The 22,167-nt window shown below is 34.4% G+C and carries 21 protein-coding genes; 6 read left to right on the top strand and 15 right to left on the bottom strand.

The annotated features are described in order from the left end of the window. Positions 1–100 precede the first annotated feature (100 nt). From IGJ02_RS00435 to IGJ02_RS00450, 4 genes are all read right to left on the bottom strand, one after another. Positions 101–826, bottom strand: coding sequence for a hypothetical protein (locus IGJ02_RS00435; protein ID WP_430602782.1), 726 nt, complete (start codon positions 824–826; stop codon positions 101–103). Next, on the bottom strand, positions 819–1,337 hold the full coding sequence (locus IGJ02_RS00440) for an RNA polymerase sigma factor (RefSeq protein ID WP_430602783.1): 519 nt from the start codon (positions 1,335–1,337) through the stop codon (positions 819–821). The genes IGJ02_RS00435 and IGJ02_RS00440 overlap by 8 nt, the downstream gene beginning before the upstream one ends. 229 nt (positions 1,338–1,566) lie before the next feature. Then, a complete protein-coding gene (locus tag IGJ02_RS00445) occupies positions 1,567–1,854 on the bottom strand; it encodes a hypothetical protein (RefSeq protein WP_430602784.1) in 288 nt (95 codons plus the stop codon). A gap of 238 nt (positions 1,855–2,092) precedes the next feature. Further along, positions 2,093–4,729: a YfhO family protein gene (locus IGJ02_RS00450; RefSeq protein WP_430602785.1), complete on the bottom strand. Its 2,637-nt coding sequence runs from the start codon at positions 4,727–4,729 to the stop codon at positions 2,093–2,095. Positions 4,730–4,932: 203 nt separating this feature from the next. On the opposite strand from IGJ02_RS00450, the gene IGJ02_RS00455 reads away from it, so the two are divergent. Next, positions 4,933–5,943, top strand: coding sequence for a choloylglycine hydrolase family protein (locus IGJ02_RS00455; RefSeq protein ID WP_430602786.1), 1,011 nt, complete (start codon positions 4,933–4,935; stop codon positions 5,941–5,943). 58 nt (positions 5,944–6,001) lie between these two features. Here IGJ02_RS00455 and hisJ read toward each other — a convergent pair whose 3' ends face one another. Continuing rightward, positions 6,002–6,829 (bottom strand): histidinol-phosphatase HisJ, encoded by an 828-nt coding sequence (gene hisJ, locus IGJ02_RS00460; protein WP_430602787.1) that lies wholly within the window; start codon positions 6,827–6,829, stop codon positions 6,002–6,004. Between the two features lie 301 nt (positions 6,830–7,130). On the opposite strand from hisJ, the gene IGJ02_RS00465 reads away from it, so the two are divergent. Then, positions 7,131–7,784 carry a helix-turn-helix domain-containing protein gene (locus IGJ02_RS00465; RefSeq protein WP_430602788.1) on the top strand — a complete coding sequence of 218 codons (654 nt, stop codon included), beginning with the start codon at positions 7,131–7,133 and terminating at the stop codon, positions 7,782–7,784. Positions 7,785–7,819: 35 nt separating this feature from the next. Here IGJ02_RS00465 and IGJ02_RS00470 read toward each other — a convergent pair whose 3' ends face one another. The 8 genes from IGJ02_RS00470 to IGJ02_RS00505 all read right to left on the bottom strand — a co-directional run bounded on the left by IGJ02_RS00470 (position 7,820) and on the right by IGJ02_RS00505 (position 15,986). Beyond that, positions 7,820–9,067 carry a glutamate-5-semialdehyde dehydrogenase gene (locus IGJ02_RS00470; RefSeq protein WP_430602789.1) on the bottom strand — a complete coding sequence of 416 codons (1,248 nt, stop codon included), beginning with the start codon at positions 9,065–9,067 and terminating at the stop codon, positions 7,820–7,822. 22 nt (positions 9,068–9,089) lie between these two features. Beyond that, positions 9,090–9,884, bottom strand: coding sequence for a glutamate 5-kinase (gene proB, locus IGJ02_RS00475; protein ID WP_430602790.1), 795 nt, complete (start codon positions 9,882–9,884; stop codon positions 9,090–9,092). 142 nt (positions 9,885–10,026) lie between these two features. Beyond that, the gene (locus tag IGJ02_RS00480; protein ID WP_430602791.1) at positions 10,027–11,271 is read right to left on the bottom strand and encodes a DUF1015 domain-containing protein; all 1,245 of its coding nucleotides are present in this window, start codon (positions 11,269–11,271) and stop codon (positions 10,027–10,029) included. Next, positions 11,271–12,458, bottom strand: a complete 1,188-nt coding sequence (locus IGJ02_RS00485) for a phosphoglycerate dehydrogenase (protein WP_430602792.1) — start codon at positions 12,456–12,458, stop codon at positions 11,271–11,273. The genes IGJ02_RS00480 and IGJ02_RS00485 overlap by 1 nt, the downstream gene beginning before the upstream one ends. Then, on the bottom strand, positions 12,459–13,550 hold the full coding sequence (gene serC / locus IGJ02_RS00490) for a 3-phosphoserine/phosphohydroxythreonine transaminase (RefSeq protein WP_430602793.1): 1,092 nt from the start codon (positions 13,548–13,550) through the stop codon (positions 12,459–12,461). Positions 13,551–14,133: 583 nt separating this feature from the next. Then, a complete protein-coding gene (locus IGJ02_RS00495) occupies positions 14,134–14,745 on the bottom strand; it encodes a nitroreductase family protein (RefSeq protein ID WP_430602794.1) in 612 nt (203 codons plus the stop codon). Next, positions 14,746–14,985, bottom strand: coding sequence for a DUF896 domain-containing protein (locus IGJ02_RS00500; protein WP_430602795.1), 240 nt, complete (start codon positions 14,983–14,985; stop codon positions 14,746–14,748). It lies immediately after the preceding gene. A gap of 14 nt (positions 14,986–14,999) precedes the next feature. Beyond that, positions 15,000–15,986 carry an LLM class flavin-dependent oxidoreductase gene (locus tag IGJ02_RS00505; RefSeq protein WP_430602796.1) on the bottom strand — a complete coding sequence of 329 codons (987 nt, stop codon included), beginning with the start codon at positions 15,984–15,986 and terminating at the stop codon, positions 15,000–15,002. A 138-nt stretch (positions 15,987–16,124) separates the two neighbouring features. Between IGJ02_RS00505 and IGJ02_RS00510 the strand changes: the two genes are divergently transcribed. Further along, positions 16,125–16,454, top strand: coding sequence for a winged helix-turn-helix transcriptional regulator (locus IGJ02_RS00510; RefSeq protein WP_010762011.1), 330 nt, complete (start codon positions 16,125–16,127; stop codon positions 16,452–16,454). A 504-nt stretch (positions 16,455–16,958) separates the two neighbouring features. Here the strand turns inward: IGJ02_RS00510 and IGJ02_RS00515 are convergent. After that, positions 16,959–18,260: a sensor histidine kinase gene (locus tag IGJ02_RS00515; protein ID WP_430602797.1), complete on the bottom strand. Its 1,302-nt coding sequence runs from the start codon at positions 18,258–18,260 to the stop codon at positions 16,959–16,961. Further along, positions 18,247–19,017: a LytR/AlgR family response regulator transcription factor gene (locus tag IGJ02_RS00520; RefSeq protein WP_010762009.1), complete on the bottom strand. Its 771-nt coding sequence runs from the start codon at positions 19,015–19,017 to the stop codon at positions 18,247–18,249. The genes IGJ02_RS00515 and IGJ02_RS00520 overlap by 14 nt, the downstream gene beginning before the upstream one ends. Before the next feature lie 373 nt (positions 19,018–19,390). Between IGJ02_RS00520 and IGJ02_RS00525 the strand changes: the two genes are divergently transcribed. From IGJ02_RS00525 to IGJ02_RS00535, 3 genes are all read left to right on the top strand, one after another. After that, the gene (locus IGJ02_RS00525; protein ID WP_430602798.1) at positions 19,391–20,098 is read left to right on the top strand and encodes a winged helix-turn-helix domain-containing protein; all 708 of its coding nucleotides are present in this window, start codon (positions 19,391–19,393) and stop codon (positions 20,096–20,098) included. Between the two features lie 377 nt (positions 20,099–20,475). Next, a complete protein-coding gene (locus tag IGJ02_RS00530) occupies positions 20,476–21,057 on the top strand; it encodes a hypothetical protein (RefSeq protein WP_430602799.1) in 582 nt (193 codons plus the stop codon). Between the two features lie 39 nt (positions 21,058–21,096). Next, entirely contained in the window at positions 21,097–22,167 is a 1,071-nt protein-coding gene (locus IGJ02_RS00535) for a DUF916 and DUF3324 domain-containing protein (protein ID WP_430602800.1), read from the top strand.

Below are 22,167 nucleotides of genomic sequence, written 5' to 3' on the forward strand. Positions count from 1 at the left end.
GTACTAAGTTTTTCAGGAGAACTGAATTATTCGAGGGGAGCAGTTAATCGAATGGTTGCTTGTAAAGGATCACTAGTTGCTTTTATGTTAGTGATATTATTTACGTTACTGATTTATGTAAAGGACTACCTGTCTTAGCGGCTTCGAGAAATGCTTGATCAAGTTCTTCAGCATATTGCCAATATAGTTTATAAATGTGGAGAGTCAATTTAGCATCTGCAAGAATTTTTTCCTGATTAAAAGTTGCTATAACAGAACCATAAAAAGTATCTCCTTCTATGTGAAAAGTAGAGTGAGATGAAACACCACCAAATATGTCTTCATCATTGTCATTAACAAAAAGACCAAGGTCAATATGTTGAGCATTTTCCGTATTTTTAGTGAATACTCGATCAGGAGAGCGTTGTTTTTCCAATAACTCTTTCAGTTTTTCATCATCTAACTTAAATTGATAATCAAAGGCAAATTTCTTCTTTGTGGATATAAATTTTGTTAACATAATCTCGCGTCCGTTTTGTGCACTAGTTAAATTGAGTTCACTTTCTATGCCGTTATTTTCTACCATCGCAACACCTGAATCTTGGCTAATACCTAAAACGTTTTTGATTGCTGTATTTATTTGTGGGTTGATTAAGGCAATTAAAATAAGGGATGCAGCTATTGCCAAAGTAACATATATTTGTTTCTTGTATCTCATTTGAAATCTCTTTTTTTCTTGTTTAATAGGATTTTTTATAAGGTTCTCGCGATTCTGAACTAATTTTTCCATTACTTCTTTTGGGATTTCCTTTTCTTGTATGATAATCTCATTCTTTTTATTATCCATTCTCTTCTCCCTCCAAAAATAGTTTTAATTTCATTCTGCCACGTGCAAGTCTTGTTTTAACTGTATTTTTAGATAGATTCAGTTGTTCAGCAATCTCATTGATGTTAAAACCTGCGTAATAATGTAAAATGATCGAAATTTTATATCTATCTGGTAATTTATTAAATTCTTCTTCTAAGTGATACCGATTAGAGTAACTTTCTTTTGTACACATATAACTTTCTTCAAATGCAATTGTTTCCACTCTTTTTTTCAAAATGTCCTTAGCGATATTGATCATAATTCTAAAAATCCAAGAATTAAACGCTGATTCATTTTTGATATTAGAAATTTTTTGCCACGCACGAATTTCAGTTTCTTGTAGACAGTCGGCTACATCTTCATTATTTAAAAGTAATTTATATGCAGAATTGTACAATACGACTTGATAGGCTTCACAAAGGTTTATAAATGATTGTATGTCGCCATTTTTTGCTTTTTTAACCAAACGTATTTGTTCCCTTTTTTCCATACACTTCTCCTCCCCAGTTATAGCTATTAGACTCTAATTTTACCAAAAAGGTTTCATTGAAATTTACTTTTATTTTTTTGTAGAAATTTATGATGGTATTACAAAAATATCCCAAAAAAGTATTGGTCTAAATACTTTTTGGGATTTATAAGAATCGTTAATTAATAATCACAGAACCAAAACGATAAAATTATAGGTCAAATTACCATCTGTTTTACAATTTTGAGTACTATAAAAATTCAGTCATCATAAAATAGAAAATAGTGGCGAATAAAAATAAAACATATGAACTAACGACCATTCTGCTCAAATAGACATTTTTCCATTTGTTAGAATATTTTTTTTGGAAAGTAATGATCAACATAGATAGTGTAATTATTGTTACCAAAACATATCTGAAATTAAAAAACATATTCCAATGAGGAGACAGCGTTGTTATTTGTACTCTTGGTAGAAAATAATAAATTACGATAGCTAAATTAGTCCCGAAAACAGAAATATATCTTTTGTTGGTCATAATACTACCTCCACTCTAATTTATTAAATTGATTTTATTATGAAAGCGCTATTTTGTCAATGTAACATTGCTCTTTCAGCTATGTAACCAAGAATTTGAACACTTGCTGACAACAGTTTAAAAGCAACTAAATAATGTCAGTTGGAACCAACCAATAGCAAATATACCAGAAAAAAAGCAGTCTCTATAACAAAAAATGAAGGAGCTTCATAACAAAGCTCCTTCACAAATCATCGATTTAACGTTTTCGACGCTTACGCTTATTCGGTTTTACTAACGCCAATTTTGGCTTGTTCGTAAATCGTACATAGACCACAAAACCACCAATACAAACAATAAACAAAATCACACCAGGCACAAATCCTTCTGGCAGATAAACAAATTCAATTGTATGTTCACCTTGTGTTACAGGAATACTAACGAAGGCTTTTTTAAACGACTTAACGGGTACTTTCTTACCGTCAACATAAGCTTTCCATCCCTTGTCATAAGGAATCGTTGTTAAAAGGACTTGATCTTTTTCTGCTTTCACAGTTCCAACCGCTTTACGTCCTTTAGCTGTTAAATCAGCTCCTTTATCTTGGATTGCTTGAACGGAACTTTCAAAGGCTTTTGTATCTAATCCAACAACTTTTGGCTCCATAAAGCTGACTGCTGTTGTGCCATAGAAGCTGACCGTAAACGTAACGCTAGTTGGCTTATCGTAGTAACCAATATTGTAGTATTGACCAGTAATATTGATTTGTGATTTTTGACTTGTCCCATTTACAGACATTGTGGCAGTTGAACTTTCTAACTGCCCAAAATCTGTTGGGAACAGGCTCAGATAGGCTTGCGTATTTGCAGGTACATCAACTGTCCAAGTCAGATCTTTTGCAACGTTATTTTGTAGTTCCTTATATGTCACAGAACCGGCATTTTGTTCGATTTTGACATTCTTTTTATCAATCAGTGTTGGTTGATAAAACTTGAAGTAATTTTCTTTTTGTCCAGCTAATGCATTGAATAATTCAGTTTGGCTACTTAAATTATCATTGGCTGGCTGTTTGACTTTATAGATATCTTCATCTGCTAAAAAGCCTAGAGGTAGCGCATTGCTGTTTTCGTAAAGTGAAAATTTTCCCGCTTTATCTGTTGGGAAAAAGCCGAATTTCAATGGATCACTTTCAGAAATATTGTATTTGATGCCAACGAGCGAATCCATCAATAGGGTATTATTTGGATAGCGAATATTTAAACCAGTTCCTCTAGAACGGAAACCTAAGTCATTCAGATAAGAAGAGGAATGACGATTTCTAATGGAAGAAAATAAGCTAACACCGCTGTAACCGTAATTGATACTATCATTAGAGGAAACTGGATTTAAGTTCTCCAAACGATAAAATTCGTCATTTTCTTTTTTCGTCTTATCCACTAGTTTTTTGATCGATGGATATGGTTCTGAGTAAAGACTGCGTGAAGCATAGTTCCAATCCTTTAAAATTCCTTTTAGCATCGAGTTGGTATTAATAAACGCTTCAGTTGAAACAAGCAATAACAGTAAGATGATCAGATAATGCATGGGTATTTTCTTCAATTGATAAAAAACGATTCCGGCAAGATACAGGAGTAAAAACAAAGCTGTGATAACAAATGCTGAAATCGGAATATAGTCATAACTTGTCGTACTTTTTGTTCCTTCAGCCAATGCAAAAATCGCAATCAGCATGATCGTAGAACCAGCTAGCAACCCTAAATCATCGGTTTTGAATTTCTCAAAGCCATACCCCGCTAGTAGCACCACTAAGAAAGAAAAGAGGAAACTATAACGGAACAAGAACATATTCGGTGCATGCATTCCGTGCCAAAATAAATTTAGTGGCGTGATATAAAAGCTAGCAATTAAAATGATAAACAGGCTACCAAATAAAAGCTTGTTTTTCTTAGGAATTTCTTTTGTGATAAAGTAAAAAACACAGAATATCAAAGGAAGCAGCCCCACATAAATAAAGGGAATCGAGCCGTACTTGGTCGTGTCATAGACACCGATCATATTTTTCATGACAATATCCCAAAAAGCAGTTGCTTCGGTTTTGAATTGGGTTACTTGAGACAAAGTTTCACCGTTTGCTCGTAAATCAAGGACCGCTGGTAATACTAAAATCATCGAAGCGCCGCCTGCTAACAGAGAGGTGATTCCATAAGGTAGGATACGCTTTTTGTAACTTTTCCAGTTCGTCAACATTCGAGCCACAAAATATAGGAAAGAGAAAACACCGATCATAAAGCCCATATAGAAATTGGAAATAAATAATAGCAAGTAACTTACAAATAAAAGAGTTGGTTTTCGTTCATCCATCAGTCGATGAATCCCTAAAATAACTAGTGGCAAGTAAGTAAACGCGTCTAACCACATAATAATTTCTGAATGAGCTGTAGCAAATGACATCAAGGCATACGGGACACTAAGCATGACATGGCCCCATTTTGGTATCTTGTAGGTATTTCTAGCAAACACCCAAAAAGCCAAGCCAGCAGAACCAATTTTCAGCAGTGTAATCAAATACAGTGCATCCGGAATATTTTGGTTTTTAAAGAAGATCACCAGTGGTGTAAATAGTCCCCCGAGATAATAGGAAATCAGCGAGAGATAATTTAATCCAAGTGATGCATTCCAAGTATAAAAAATACTTTGTTTACCATGCAGCACATTGTTGAAACTAGCATGGAAATTGGAAAATTGTGAAAAGGAGTCGCTTGCCATCACACTTCGGCTACTGCCAGGATAAATGCCAATACTTAAATAAATAATGACCATTATAAAAAAAGGAATGAAAAAGCTGGCGGTCATATAAGGCCAGTTTTCTTTAGTAAATGCCTGTATTTTTTTCTTCATAATCAACCTCACAACGTAATAAATAGAATATATATAGTTTAGCATATCCATTGAAAAATTGATTGTCAGAAAGAAAAAATTAAAGAAAATCGAAAGGTTTCGATCTGGATAAAATTGAAAAATAATTTTGATTAGTCGTTTTTATAATAACATGTGTATAATATATAGTATAAAACGATCTTTATAGAAAGTAAGGGATAACCATGTGTACAGGGATAAGTTTGAAATCACTAGAAGGAAGTCATTATTTAGGCAGAACACAAGAATACAATATTGAGTTTGATTACGTTGGGGTCCAAATTCCTAAAAACTTTAACATTACGGAAAGCATTGAAAAATGGCAAACGCTTTATTCAGTATTAGGGATGGGGATAAAGGAAAACCAACAAACCGTTGCTCAAAGTGTGGTCGATGGTGTCAACGAATGGGGACTTGGCGGAATCACACAATATTTTGCAGAGTTTAATCAATATTCAACCGTTGAAGAAATTAAAAAAGCTGGAAAATTACCACTAATAGCGGAGCAATTCGTCTGTTGGGTGTTAGCTAATTGTAAGGATACACAAGAAGTAGAAGAAAAGATTTCAACAGTGGCAATTGCTGATCTTTCAATGAACGGCAAAGCGCCAGGATTGCCACAACATTTTATGTTTACGGATGCTGTTGGTCGTACAATCGTTGTTGAACCATCAATAAAACTAGGATTTGTTGTATACGAAAATCCAATTGGCGTAATGACCAACAGCCCTAAGTTTGATTGGCATATGACCAATCTAGAAAACTATACAGGATTGTCTGATGTAAATGTAAAAGATGCAATGTTCCACGATCATAAAGTCTTATCTGCTGGTAAGGGATCGGGCATGCATGGTATTCCTGGAGATTACACTGCCACTTCACGCTTTGTTCGAGCAGCATATTTGTTAAAATTTAGTGACCCAGTTGGGGAAAATGCCATTATCAATAAAGCTTTTCATATTTTATCCACATCTGATATTGTCAAAGGCGTAGTCAAATTAGATGAGCCAAAAGGAGAAGACCGACAATATACACAATATACTTCTATTTACGATTTAAGTAAGAGACAGATGTACGTTAAGCTGTATGATAATTTTACGATTCAAACGATTCATTTTGATGAAACAGTAGGAAATGATGATCAGATCAAGATCTATGAGCTAGTGAAAACACCGCAATATGAAGCCTTGAATTAAAAAGAATATAAAAAATACTAAGATCATTGAGGTAATTACTCAACGGATCTTAGTATTTTTAAAGCCATTTCTCGATTTTTTCATATCCCTGTCCCACATCAGCCAAAGCATGAGTATCTGATCCATAAACTAATGGAATTCCTAATGCGTTCGCTTTTTTAGTTATCCACACCTGTGGATAAGTCTGTTGATAACCTTGTTTATAAAATCCAGCTGTGTTTAAATCTAAGCTGTATTTTTCCTGTTGCACACGTGTTAAAAGGGTGTGGACAAGTGCTATATTTTCAGAAGGATAATCAACCGATTGATCAAAGAAACGTTCGAATTTTTGGCATAAAGAAATATGTCCCAAGCGTGTAGGTTTAAAAGGGCCTAAATCTGCTTCTAAAGAGGCTAAAACCTTTTGATAGTAACGTTTTTGAGCCTTTTCAAAACTACCTAAATAATCAACAACACCTGTCTGATACTCTTCAAAAGAGTAGTCGATTCCGTGTAATCCATCTTTGCCCTCAAGAAAATGCACCGATAAAATCCCGTCATCTGTTTGTGGTCCGTATTCAGCTAAAAAATCACGAGTCCAGCCTTCAAATTCTGAAAAATAATCCAATTCAAACCCAATGTGAATAATGATGTCAGAAGCATACTTTTTTCGGAGTTCATTCATTCTTTTGAAATAGTTATCCACATCATTTAGAGCCATGGAAGCAGTTGTCCACATGTTAGGATCTCCTATAGCCAGTTTTTCTATGCCTTTGGGTAAAGGTGCATGTTCTGTGATGCTATATTCTTTAAATCCAAGGTTGATTGCACGCTGGATCAGTAGTTCAGTATCTTCGACTTTTCCATGTGGACAAAATTCTGTGTGGGTGTGACCATCACGTTTCATGAGAAAACCTCCTTTTTTAAGCGTGTATAACTTTCTCTTGTGTCATTTATAGCTATAGATAGTGTATCAAAAGGAATTCTAAATGTATATCTGAAGAAAATATTATTGTAAGATATTAAGCAACAGGAATAAACTATATCCGTAAAAAGTTCTTTCTCTTTGATATAATGAAGAGAGCGAAAAGCCTTGATATATAAGAATTCTATAAAATGTAGATACCTTGATTATCCTCTTTCTACAAATACAAGGTAGTCTAATGAATTTTTTTATTATAAATTAGAGTCAGAAAGGAGCATGGATAGTGGAACTAAAAACTCAATTAAAAAAATATCGGAGTACAAATGAATGGACACAAAAAGACTTAGCGGAAAAGCTAAATGTATCAGACAAAACGATTTCTAGTTGGGAAACTGGGCGTACTTATCCGGATGTCCACATGTTGATAAGTCTAAGCGAGTTGTTTGGGATTACTTTAGATGAGTTTATGAAAGGAGATTCAAAGATGGTAAAAAGAATCGATACAGATTTAAAGTTAAAAAAAGTATATAAGTATGGATTGTTCACAATCGTGATCGTTTTGCTAGTTGCTGTGATTTTTTTGAATGTGTATCAATATAAAAATCAATGGATAGATCGGTTTAATCCATTTATGGAAATGAAAATAGGGTATGCCACTTTGCCTACGAAAGTTACCTACAATGGTGGAAAAGAGTATGAAGAGAACACAGAGGGGTTACAAATTCCAGATCCTTATGAGGATATTTGGGTAGCGGATGATCCTTTCGGTGAGGGGAGTAAATTGACTTTTTCTGGTGGTCAAGCACCTGAAGGTAAAAACTACGCATTAGTACAACATAAAGGAATGTACGTACGACGAATATCTTTTGTTTCTTGGGAGTCTATTCCAGGTATGTATCGGGACATAATGAATAAAGAATATGAAAAAATTCCTTAGGTAGACAATTGTCTCTAAGGAATTTTTTATTATTTTTATTTCCGATACTGTCCATCGCCATAAACAATATATTTTGTAGAGGTCAATTCCGCTAATCCCATCGGACCTCTAGCATGCAGTTTCTGTGTACTAATACCGATTTCTGCACCGAAACCAAAAACAAATCCATCCGTAAAACGTGTAGAAGCATTAGCATAAACAGCCGCCGCATCAACTTGCTGTAAAAATTGTTGTGTAGCAAAATAATTATCACTGATAATACTTTCAGAATGTTTCGTATTGTAGCGATTGATATGCTGAATGGCTTCGTCTAAAGAATCTACGACTTTAACGGCTAAAATGAAGTCATTGAACTCAGTTTCCCAATCTTCTTCAGTAGCTGGGATCGATTGCTTGAAAATTGCTATCGCTCGTTCATCGGCACGTAATTCTACATTATATTCATTCAGAGCTTTTTCGATAACAGGAAGGAAATCTGCTGCTATATCTTGATGGATCAACAATGTTTCTGCTGAGTTACAAACAGAAGGACGTTGGCATTTTGCATTGACGATGATATTAGTAGCCATTTCTAATTGGGCATCTTTATCGATATAAACATGACAATTACCGGTTCCTGTTTCAATCACTGGAACAGTTGCGGTCGTTAAAACCGTTTTGATCAGGTTAGCACCACCACGAGGAATCAACACATCTAGATAGTCATTTAATTTCATCAATTTTTGAGCCGTTTCCCGAGAAGTATCAGCAACAAATTGAATTGCAAAAGGAGAAGCGCCTTTTTGTTGTAATGATTTTTGTAAAACAGTTACTAAAATTTGATTAGAATGAAAAGCTTCTTTTCCACCACGTAAAATGACGGCATTACCTGTTTTAAAACAAAGACTTGCTGCATCTGTCGTTACATTAGGACGGGATTCATAAATGATGCCGATTACACCCAGTGGCACACGTTGTTTACCGATCATCAAGCCATCTTCATTTTTCCACATTTTATCGACTTCACCGATCGGATCAGGCAAGGTTGCTACTTGGCGGATGCCATCTGCCATTTCTTTAATTCGTTCATCAGTTAAACGTAAACGATCAAGCATTGTTTCAGTAATCCCGTTTTCTGTGGCTGTGGCTAAATCTTTCTGATTTTCGAGTAAGATTGTAGCAGTATTTTTTTCTAGCTCATCCGCCATATGCAGTAACAGATCATTTTTTGTTTTTGCGTCCATCAAACCTAGTTGATAAGCTGTTTCTTTCGCTTGTTTGCCTAATTGTATTAAATCAGTCATGAAACGTTCCTCCTTTTTTGAACTAAATAAATAACGTACCAATCATTTCACCATTTAAAATATCAAAAATAATCTTAGGCTGCTGCCCGTTTGCTAAAATCATGGCGCCATTATGTGCTAGTACACGTTCTGCAGCTTTCAATTTACTGTACATACCGCCAGTTCCAAAGCGGCTGCCTTTGCCACCTGCTAATTGTAAAAGCTCGTCGTTGATCTCATTGATTTCAGAAAAGAGTGTGGCGTCTTTATTAGTATTCGGATTATCAGAAAAGAACCCATCGATATCGGATAACATGATCAACGCATCTGCTTGTATCAGTTGAGTTACGATTGCCGATAGTTGATCATTGTCGCCAAATTTTGTTAGATGATCTAATTCATCGATTGCGACAGTATCATTTTCGTTGATGACTGGAATGATCCCCATTTTCAGGAGTTGTTCTATTGTGTTCGTTACATTTTTGCGACTCTCAGGATATTCGATCACATCTCTTGTTAATAATAATTGGGCGATTTGCTGGCTATAAGTCAAAAAGCGCTGGTTGTAAATGTTCATCAACTCCGCTTGCCCAACCGCAGCAACTGCTTGTTGTTCTGGAATGGTCGGGGGTCTTTTGTCCATGTTTAACTTATTTAAGCCAACACCGATTGCACCAGACGAGACTAAGATGATCTCTTTGTCTTGGTTACGTAAATCGGATAAGGTAAAGGCTAATTGATCGATGGCACTTAAATTGATATTTCCGTTGGGGTAAATCAAGGTACTTGTCCCAACTTTGATGACGATTCGTTTGGCTTCTTTTAATTGTTTTCGCATGGTTGACCTCACTTATTTCCTAACTTTTCCAGAGTATTTTAGATAAGACTATTATCTAGTCTTTTCGGTTTATTTGCAAGAAAGCTTGGACAAAAATTTTGCTTTTGTCCAAGCTTAGATTTTATTCTTCTATTTTACAGTTTTATGCGTTATTTGTCTCTAGATCGTGCACAAATAATCCACTTAATAATTTAGGTTCAAACCAAGTTGATTTTGGCGGCATGATTTTACCTGCATCCGCAACGTTCAATAAATCATCCATCGTCGTTGGATAAATCGCAAAAGCCGCTGACCATTGTCCACTATCCACCAGTTGTTCTAATTCTGTCATTCCACGAATACCGCCGACAAAATCGATCCGTTTATCTGTACGCACATCTTGAATATCGAAAATAGCTGCGAATACATGATTTTGCAGTAAAGAAACATCTAAACCGTCAACAGGATCATCAGATAGAATTGCTTCTTTAGCAGTTAGTGCGTACCACTGACCTGCCAAATACATACCAAATGTTTTTGGTTGAGCCGGTTTTCCTGCCTCAGTTTTTGCCACAGTGAAACTCTTTTCCAACTGTTCGAAGAAATCAGCTTCGATGGGAACATTCACCACACGATTATAATCTAAAATTTCCAATTCTTCTTTAGGAAAAATCACAGATAAAAAGTAGTTGAATTCTGCTGAATCAGTAGCTTCAGGATGAGCATCCTTTTTCTTTTGACCAACTTTGACCGCTGATTCCGTCCGATGATGGCCATCTGCAATATATAAAGCCGCAACCTCTTGTGCAAAAGTCGTAACGAGTTGTTCGATCACTTCTGGTTTATCTATAAGCCAAACACGGTGAGTAACTTCATGAAAACTAGTAAAATCATAGACAGGATCATGTGATTTTTTCCAGTCGTTCATTAACGTTTGGATCTGTTCATTTTTACGGTAAGTTAGAAAAATCGGGCTAGTATTCGCATCGCATGCTTCAATATGACGGATACGATCGACTTCTTTTTCTGGACGGGTAAATTCGTGTTTTTTAATCTTACCTTCAGTGTAATCAGTGATTGAAGTACACGCCACAAGACCGGTTTGAGCGCGGCCGTTCATTGTTAATTCGTAAAGGTATAAACGCGGTTGGTCATCTTGGATCAGCCAATGTTTTTGTAAAAATGATTGTAAATTGCTTGCTGCTTTTTCGTAAACCTGATCGTCATAAGGCGAAAGTGTTTCAGGTAAATCGATTTCAGCTTTGTCGATATGCAGGTAAGAATAAGGGTTATTTTCACCTAGTTGGCGCGCCTCTGCAGAATTTAAAACATCATAAGGTAACGTAGCAATTTTTTCGCTGAACTCAGTAGCTGGACGAATGCTTTTAAAAGGGTGGATCATAACCATTAGTAACTCACCGCCTCAGTATTTTTGATTGTCCGTACTCGGATAATATTTTCTGCAGCTTGGATTTTTTCCGCTGCGGCATTGATTTTTGCTTCGTCTGTTTCGGCAATATCAACGATCGTATAAGCGTAATCATCACGACTACGGTTGATCATTGTCTCGATATTGATCTCTAAATTAGCGATTCCAGTTGAAATTTGACCTAACATATTCGGAACATTTCTGTGTATGATCGTAAAACGGAAAGGCGAATTGAAGGCCATTTCTACAGTAGGAAAATTAACAGAACGCTTGATATTCCCTGTTTCTAGGAATTTTTTTAAAGTGCGTGCGGCCATTTTGGCACAGTTGATTTCTGCTTCCTCTGTTGAGGCACCTAGATGAGGCAAGACTAAGATTTTTTCATTGTGTAATAGACGTTCATCAGCAAAGTCTGTTACAAAATTACTGATTTCTTCTTGCGCTAAGGCTTCAATCACGGCGTCTGTTTCGACCAATTCACCACGGGCAAAGTTAAGCAAAACAGCGTTCTTTTTCATTTGTGCCAGTTGTTCTTTACCAATCAAGTGATGGGTATTTTCAGATAAAGGAACGTGAACGGTAATAAAGTCACAGGTTTTCAAGACTTCTTCCATACTTTGTGCTCGTTTGACCCGACGTGAAATACTCCAAGCGGTATCAACCGAAACAAAAGGATCAAATCCTGTTACTTCCATGCCTAAACGGTAGGCGTCGTTTGCTACCATAGCACCGATTGCACCAAGACCGATCACGCCCAATTTTTTACCTTCTAATTCAGTACCAGCAAATTGTTTTTTCTGCGCTTCGGCCTGTTCTTCAGTATCTGTTCCGGTCAGTGTTTGAACCCAGTTTGAACCTTTTAAAATCGGACGAACAGATAAAAGTAGACAAGCAATAACGAGCTCTTTTACAGCATTAGCATTGGCACCTGGGGTGTTAAAAACAACGATACCATCTTCTGTACATTGTTTGACTGGAACATTATTCGTTCCAGCTCCAGCACGAGCGACAGCTAAAACAGAAGCAGGAAAGTCGTAATCATGGAGTTTTTCACTACGTAATATGATGCCGGCAGGTGTCTCAGTTTTATTGATCGTAAAATTTTCTTCGTTAAAACGTGCTAAACCAACTGGGGCAATCGCATTGAATGTTTTAATATCATACATCTATTTTGTTCCTCCATTTTCTGCTTCAAATTTTTTCATTAAATCAACTAAAGCGACAACGCCAGCTTTTGGGAATGCGTTGTACAAACTTGCACGCATTCCTCCTACAGAACGGTGGCCTTTTAAGTTCTCAAATCCTGCTGCTAAGGCTTCTTGATTGAACTTTTTATCTAGTTCATCATTTCCATTAATGAAAGGAATATTGTTGATTGAACGGTCTTTTGGATTTACTGGTGAAGAAAATAGGCTAGATGAGTCTATCTCATCATATAAAATCGCTGCTTTTTCTTTGTTTTGTTTTTCCATTTGACTGACGCCACCTTGTTCTTTGATCCATTCAAAGACAAGTTTAGCCATATAAATGCTGTAAGTCGGTGGTGTGTTGTACATTGAGCCATTTTTTGCATGGATATCGTAATCTAGCATCGCGCTAAGAACATCCGCTTGCCCAATCAAATCCTCACGAACGATAACAACCGTAAGTCCTGCTGGCCCGATATTTTTTTGTGCACCTGCATAGATCAGCCCAAAATCAGCAACGTTATAGTCGATCGATAGAATATTTGACGACATATCAGCAACGATCGGTACGTCACCTGTGTCAGGTAAATCATAAATCGTTGTACCTTCTATCGTATTGTTTGTTGTAATGTGAACATACGCTGCATCTTGAGGAATATCTTCTTTACGGATTTCGGGAATATAAGTGAAATTCTTGTCTTCGCTTGAAGCAATCACTTGAACATCAACATTATCGAGTTTTTTTGCTTCGCTAATTGCTTTTTTTGCCCATGAACCAGTGTTGACGTACAGGGCTTTTTTATTTTGCGCTAAATTCAAAGGAACCATCGTAAATTGCATACTGGCACCACCTTGTAAAAAGAGCACTTTATAGTTATCAGGAATAGTCATCAATTCTCTGAGTAAGGTTTCAGCATTTTCAATGATCGCTTCAAAAAGGGAGGACCGGTGACTCAACTCCATCACGGACATGCCGCTGTTCTCGTAATTCACCAATTCGGATTGTGCTTTTTCCAATACACTTTTAGGTAAAACGGCGGGACCAGCTGAAAAATTGTAAACAGTTTTCATACATTTATCTCTCCTTTGATATGATCATTCATCTACTGTTTGTATAGTAAATGTGAAAACCATTATAACAGAAAGGCTAGATTAAAAAAAGATTAAAAGTAAGTTTCGTAAAATTTTTCATGGAGCCTTTCAAAAATAACTTGTGGATAAAATTCAATGAATTACCGTTTAAACATGCAATTATTCTTGTTAAATATCACGTTATTTCCATCTCTAACAGATTTATTTATAAATAATCTATTGAAAAAATTCTCTTGAGTATCATGTTTATTATAGACAGAATTCTTCTGGGACAAATCGTTTATCTGCTTCGTTTTATTACCCTTAGTAACAAATATATAAAGATATAGAAAACGCTAATAACTAGCATAATATTTGCAAATAGTCATACAGCAACAAGTTATCGATTTTTAGCTATAATTAGTCACAAGTGTAAATAAGTATTTTACCCCAAAAACCCCAAAAAAATTGTAAATAAAAAGTACAATTTTTTTGGGGTGTTCTTTGGCGATTTGAATTCTACCTAAAATACGTTTCTTTTTTAGTGATCGTGTAGAAAAAGTAATGTGTCAGTCAAAATAGATCAATAATGAAACTCGGTGAAAGCTTCAACTGGTAATCTTGAAGTATCAAATGCCGGTTGGCTAGCTTTTCCTATACTGATTAACATGATTGGGAGATAATTAGTTGGTTGGTTAATAATTTGACCAATCTCAGCTTGAGAAAATCCTCTCATAGGAACTGAATCATAACCCCGATCTTTTGCTAAAAGCATCAGTTGCATAGCAAATAAACTACTATCGATAATTGCCGTTTGAGTCAAGTATTCTTGACTTTGACTCGCATAATACTCAATTGAAGAAGTTAATTTATCCGCTAACATTTCTTTTGGTAGGAAACCGCTAGCGACATCTTGGGAATATATTTTCTCCATGTTAGCCTTAGAATTTGTATCAGCAAAGATAACCAATAAGGCAGAAGAGGATGTTATTTGTGGTTGCTCATGTCCCACTTTTTTTATAGCTTCCCGTTTTTTCGGGTCTCTGATAACGGCAACTCTCCAACTTTGTAAATTATGTCCGGATGGAGCGCTAGCACTTTTTTCTAATAATTCTTCAAGGATCTCATCTGAGATAATATAATCTTGTTCAAATTCTCGAACTGATTTTCTTGCGCTCATAATTTCTTCTATCATTTAACTTCCTACTTTCTTTCCAAAATATTTTTTTTGCTCTTTTTTTAATTTTTCTGGAGTTACATCATCACCTATGGGATCATATATGGTCACACCCATTAAAGTGTTGTTAAATTGATCACGGATAGTTTGTAAGTATTCTTCCCGTAATTCTGCTCTTAATCGTTCCTCGTTTAAGGTTAATCCTTCTTCTCTTGCTTTTTTAGCTAATTTGTTTATTTTATGTAGAACAGGTAACATTTTCTTCGCCCTCCTTATAACATTTCTTTTGCTAATAATCTAAGGGTCGTCTTACGATCTTCTATGGTATATCCTGCTGCTATTATCATAGCTTCACTGACCCCTAACTCTTCCTCTTTTCTAAAATAGTCTGCAACAGATTTGCTATCACCAATGACAAAACGACTACGGTTTTTTTCCAAATCCGCTTTTTCCATTTCTGTATATGGATAACTTAAGGCCTCTTCTGGAGACACAAATTTATTTGGAAGGCCTCTTTCTGTGGCAAATACAAAATGCTGGTAACTTGCTGATCTATATTCCGCTTCTTCTTTAGAATCGGCCACAACTGTAAAATAAGCAGCATTAGTTTCAGGTCGTTCTTGATATATGGAAGGTATAAAGTTATCATAATAATTTGCTAAAGTATCTTTATTTACTGGACCACTTATAAATTGAGCAAAGCTATAATTAATTCCTAAGAGCCCTGCTTGCTTAGCACTAGCACCTCCAGAACCTAACAGCCATATTTTTGGAAAAATGACTTCTCTAGGAACAGCTGAAACCCTAGAGTAAAAATGATCTTCTGGGAAATTATCATCCATAAACATTAAAATTTCGGATAATTTATCATCTAAATTTAAATTATTATTCATAGATGGATTTAAAGCTAATGTAGTTAATTGATTCCCTCCAGGAGCCCTTCCTAGCCCTAAATCAATTCGGTTAGGATGCAATGCTGATAACGTCTTGAATGTTTCTGCAATTTTTAAAGGTGAATAATGCATCATCATTATGCCTCCTGCTCCTACACGGATACGTTCAGTAATACTTGCGATGTGGGCTACTAATATTTCTGGAGTAGCACTTGCCATCGCATCAGAACCGTGATGTTCTGAATACCAAATACGTGTATATCCTAAGTTATCAGCTAATAATGCTATTTCTTCTGCTTGGTGTAGCGTTTCAATTGAACTGCTGTTTGTTGACACATTCAATTGATCTAAAATACTTAGTCTCATCCTAAAAACTCCTTTCATTATTTTTTTGAAACACTTGATATTGTTATTATTAACTATTATGATATGAATTAAAAGTAGGCACTTTTTATTCATATAGTGACAAAATAGTAATATTTATTAAAATAAAGGAGCCTTTTTATGCACGCTAGTAAAAAAACAAGTATTATGGTGGCATTATCTGCAATAAATGGAAAATGGAAACTTCCAATTATTGAAGAATTATTTAAAGAGACTAAACGAAATGGAGAATTAATGAGGTCTTTAGAAGGAATAACCCAACGTGTTTTAGTCAATAATTTAAAGGAATTAGAAGATGATGGTATAATAAATCGCAAATCGTACCATGAAGTTCCGCCTCGTGTTGAATATACATTGAGTAAAAAAGGGATAGAACTTTATAGCTCTCTTATTTCTCTGTGCGAGTGGGGAAAAAAATTTGAAGAAGAAAAAAAGAGTATAGAATTTTAAAGTGCTAGTTTTAATAAATAGGACGTGAAAAATAATGGATGTCTTTAATTCTTAATTATTTATGATCGAATCGGTAATTATTTGTGATTCCTGATACAGATTTTCGGCTCAAAAAAAGAAACAAGGCTAGATTTGACAATTGTTGTCAAATCTAGCCTTGTTTCTTTATCAGAAGTCTCTTTTTCCGTGTCAATTTCTTCTCATTTAGTATACTGAGGAACAAGCTTCCATATACATGAACGACAAAACATCATGGATGAGCAGACAACGATGATGTTCTGTCGTTTTTTTATTTCGTATAATTCAGGAAAAGTGTTTTACCATGTTTTGCTAGAAATAAACTAAGCAATATCAGGAGGAGTTGCTTAGTTTATTTTCGATTATTATTCTTTGTACAAAATTAAAATCATTCCAAGAATGTCTATATCCTATTTTTGTATATCTTTCAAAATAATAGGATATAGGCCTGCTGATTACCTTAGAAGATTACCCAACTAAATGAAATCATATTGTAGATGTGAAAATTTTTAAAGTAGCAGTAAACATACTATTATCCTTTGTTATTGTATAATCAACGTTTTTATACTGTTTAATAATTTTTGAAAAAATGTGCAAACCTAATCCTTTGTGGTCATCTTTAGTAGAAAATTTCTTTTTAAATATCGATTGATAAGTCTTATCATCTAACGGTAAGAAGGAGTTAGATATAGTCACAGTAGTGGCATTAGAATCTTTTGAAAAACTAACTAAAATATATGGAAAATCTGTTTTTTCAGCTGCTTCTAGGGCGTTGTCTAGTAAAATCGATAAACTGCGAACGAAATCGACAGTCTCCATATTGATATCAATAATGTTATTGAATACTTTAAGATCAACCGAAATATTTTTTTCAAGACAGTTATTAATAAAATTATTTAATAACCCTTGAATTGTAGGCATTTCAATTAATAGAATGGCTTGAAATACGTTGGGATTAAGAACCTCCGTGGAGTAATCCGTAATCTCTTTCAATAAAGCAATGGCTTTTTCAGATTCACCGTGTTCTAAGTAATTTGTCAGACTGATCAATATATTTTTATAATCATGCTGAAATTCATCAGACAATGAGATTCGTGCTTCTTCCTTTTTAAAAGCATTAGATAAAGCTTGAGTGTGCTCTTTTTCTCTGTAGTATTTACTGATAAAGTATGAGCTTCCGATTAGAAAAAAAGTAAAGCTAGAGATCATGACAAAGCTTAGATAATAAAAAACAGGATAGTTTTCTGTGACGAAAATTTGCTCAGCGGTTATCAGAACAACGATAAGTAAAAAAATAATCGATGCCCAAATAAAATGTTTTTTCCTCATTAAAGAAATCATTTGAATGAGACGATATTTTTGATCAAAGTAGCTAATCACTTTGATCAAGATGAACAGCAAAATTTGTTGTAAGACAACCATAACTATTAAAAATTTAGAATAAATCTGAGCAGAGAATACATGATTTAGAAATAACATGGTCCACAAATCACAAGTAAGTAGCCATGAAATAATAATGAGCGTGGCTTCCAGTGCACTAATCACTGCCGGAGTCAGCCAATTATACCCTTTACGGATGAGTAAATAAATTTGAAGTAAAAAAAATAGTGGAAAACTTGGGACAAAAGGACGTATAGCTGGTAAAATCCCATCTAAAAATTGTAGCAATAAGGCACTGGTTAATAGAACTTTTTCTTTGAGCGATGTTAGTTTTTTATAAGAAGAGAACCACACAAATAAAAAATAATTAATTGAAACTAGTGAAAGAAATAATTTAGGTGAAATCATCTCGATACTCCTTTACTGCACGGACAACTTTGTTAAAAACCTTTAGCCCCACAAGTAATTGTTCAGAGTTCTTAAAGATAATGGCATTACAGCTCCGATTGAAGCCGTGTATATTTTCTAAATTTATTATAAAAGATTGTAAACCTGTATACATATACTCCTGATTTATATGCTGTTTTACGTTACCGATTTTCCAATTAATCAGTTGATTTTGGTTAACAGTTTTTACCATGACTTTACCTGTAGTGCCTTTCACAGATTCGATGTAAAGAATATCCGAGTAGGGGAAAAACATTGTTTCATTGCGAGTAGATAAAGTTAAAATCTCCTTGTCATCCCGTTTGGGCAGGATTTCCTGTTCTAATTTGCTGAGCAAACTAAATAGATTTGCTTCTAGAATTAGATCATCATGGATTTCTTTTACTAAGTAGCCTTTTGCTTGAATAGATTCGTTAATGACCATGATAGCTTGATTTGTCATGCTGGTTAAAAAAATAATGGGTGAAATTTTATTTCTTTCTCTGATCATTTTAGCAACATCAATCCCCGTAAAATTTGTTTTAAGGTCAATGTCTAAGATGAAAATATCAGTATCAGATATTTTTTTGCTTGAAAGCTCACTCATAAAGTTTAAATGGTTATGAGGTGTTGGGAACTCAAGAGAAATAAGAGTTGATTTGTAAGTTTGTAGTATCTGCTGAATTCTATTTCTATAAGCATTGTTATCTTCTAAAATGTATATATTTATTTTTATCATTAGCGTCTCCTTTTTATCATTACTATACAGTTCAAGAAAATGATATTCAATATAATAAAAAATATAAACTAAATTATTTTTGTGAAAGTATATCGAAAAGCGCTTACAAGGAGGTTTTTTAACTCTAAAGAGCTGTTATTATAATGTTGTTAAAACAATCTATCGTTTTTTTATTTTAAACATTCATTTAAATAATTTAATTTAAATAGATATTTTTAATCTACTAATATGTTTATTATAGCATTCAATGGAAGATTGGGTTAGCAGTTGCACCTATTTATTCTAAGATTTATGACAGCAATTTAAACTATACTTTTTTATCACAGTAAGGCTATTAATTATATTAAGAAGACTAAGACAATGGAGGGATTATATGTATCATTTAGGTGTCATTTCAAATGAAGAAATGGACCAACAGCTAGTTGAAGCATTTCAAAAATATGATCTTAATTTAGTAAGTTTAGATGAAACTGATATTATACAGAAAACTTCTGATTTTGATGGAATTTTAATTAAAGAGGATGCAAACCAAGAAATAAGCACCACTTGTGAATGGATTATGAAGATTAAAGAGAATAGCGGGACGTTTACTTGGGTTATTTCTGAAGTTGCTACCTCTACAATCAGACAAATATATCTGAAGATAGGAGCGGATGCTACGTTTGATAAGAGTCATTTTCCATCAGAAGTTATCCTCTTCATTCGTAATAATCTGCAGCGGCAAGAGGCAAATAAGATGCTGGACCAGCAAAATAGTGAGCCACATGTATCGAATGGACAGATGCCGCTGTTGAAAATAAATCCAATAAATAGGTCACTGATTCTTTATACAAAAGACAGCGATAAAAATGAAGTAGGCTTGACTAAAAATGAATACAAGTTAATGGAGTTACTTTGCAGTCAACCAGGAAAAGTATTTAATTATGAGGAAATCAATGAGAACATTTGGGGCACTTCATATCAGCCTACATATCAAGTAGCAAATATTATTTTCCATGTTAGAGAAAAAATAAAAAATGCATCGGCTGATTCAAGTATTATTAAAACGATACAAGCAAAAGGATACATGGTCAAGCAATGATGGTTATTTTTCACATAGAAGAATGAAGTGAATTAACAGAGGTACATAGGATCAAGTAATAGTTTGAAAAATTATACTTTTTTCTTGAAACATGAATAGATCTATTAAAATTTATAGAAACTTTCTACAACTGAAAGCAGTTTAAAAAGTACTAATGAGGGAATCAAATTAAAAGAACACCTCATTTCTGCAAGCTAATTAGTAATTTAAATTAAAATTACATAGTTGGTTTCGATTTATTGTGAAAGAGAATGGATCGTTACATGATTTTCAAATAGAAAGTATCGTCAGATGAAAAAATAAAAAATAAGGAGGTGGAATTTTTAGTGGCGAAAGAAACCATTATAAAAAAAAGTCCACTGTGGATATTCTATTTTATGGAAAGTGCTCTTGTAATTGCTTGGATTGTGTATGTAATAAAATTCACCTTTTTTTACCAAGAAGCTTATTTCTATGTAGACAAACGCTTATCGTTACTTTATAAACTACTATCTTTTATGAATGGTAATTGGAGCACTTTATATATTTATCTAATAACCAGTTTCCTTTTGATAGTGATGACTTTTTTTCTGGCAACAGCTATCTATTCAGTGAAGCAAGTCAGTGCTGGAAAAGGGTCAATACATTGGATTCTTTTAAGCTTAAGCGGGTTAGGATGTTTAGTTTCAGGAATCAATATTCTATGGCCTATCTATTTGATATTACTAATCCTAGCCGGTAGTGTCGTTTTTATCACCTACACTATTGTAATGACAGAATTAAAAGAGGAAGAAAGCGGTTGGGAAGAAGATAATATAGAAATAGAAGGACCGTTTGAAACGATCGAAAAAGCACAGGCAGTGGTAAACAACCATTTATCTAAACAAAGAAAAGATTCGTCAGCGATTCTAGGTGCAGAGCTTTATCTAGAAGAGGACGATCAGTATTATGTAGAAATTTATGTTAAAAAAAACAGCTAGTCGTTCAAATTGGACAAGTAAGGAGCAGTCAATAATTATATGAAAAAAAACAGATATGTATACCTACTCTTTTTTCTAGGTCTAGTGTTATTCACATTTCCTAATCAGTCACAAGCGGACGAACAATCAAATTTAGGATACACCGTTTCGGCCGTTCGTAGTGCAAAACAAATTGATCCTGAGAAAACATATTTTTATCTTCAAACGAAACCTGGTGAAGAAGAACAATTAAAGGTAAGAGTGAAAAGTACCCAAAAAGAAGCGGTTAATTTAAAAATCTATGTAACCGATGCTTATACGGGAGACAGTGGAACAATCGAGTATACGGAGGATGAAAAGTTATTTGATTCAACATTAAAAGCTCCAATAAGCTCTATGGTACAAGTGGAAACACCAAGTATGAAAATTGAAAATTTTGAAGAAAAAGAAGCTACATTTAAATTAACACCACCCAAGGACAGCTATCCTGGAATTAAGATGGGCGCATTGGTTTTTGAACTAAATAATTCTGAGGAAAAAGAAAGAGTGAAAACTAAATTTTCTTATCGTGTTGGGCTATTTACGTCAGAATCTGGAGATGATTATAAAGATTCTAAGACGCTAAACTTATTAGATGTTAAGTCTACCTTAAAACGTGGGAAAAAAATGGTGTTGGCCTCACTTCAAAATCCAGAACCGAAAGTTCTTTCAAATCTATCGGTTACAGCGGAAGTGACAGAGAAAGGAAAACAAAATGTTTTAAAGAAAAAAAAGGTTGAAAACTATATGTTAGCCCCAAACAGTCATTTTGATTTTGAAATGGACTGGGGAACGGCAGCAGTTAGAGCAGGAACCTATATAGTAAAGATGAATGCAAATAATAGTTACAATGATTGGAATTTTGAAAAAGAGTTCATTATTTCTGGGGAACAAGCAAAAAAAATGAATGAAGATAGTGGATTTAAAATTATCACGCCTAATTGGCTAAAAGTCGTTGCTATTCTCTTATTGATTACAACGTTTGGAGTAACTGGAGTCCTTTTAAATAGAAGAAAAAAAATGGAAATTGAATGGAAAAAACGTAAAAAAAGGAAGAAGATAAAGAGAAAGAAAAAGAAAGAGGGCAAATAA

This window comes from Enterococcus sp. DIV0724b (assembly GCF_050531475.1).
Taxonomy (GTDB): Bacteria; Bacillota; Bacilli; order Lactobacillales; family Enterococcaceae; genus Enterococcus_L; species Enterococcus_L haemoperoxidus.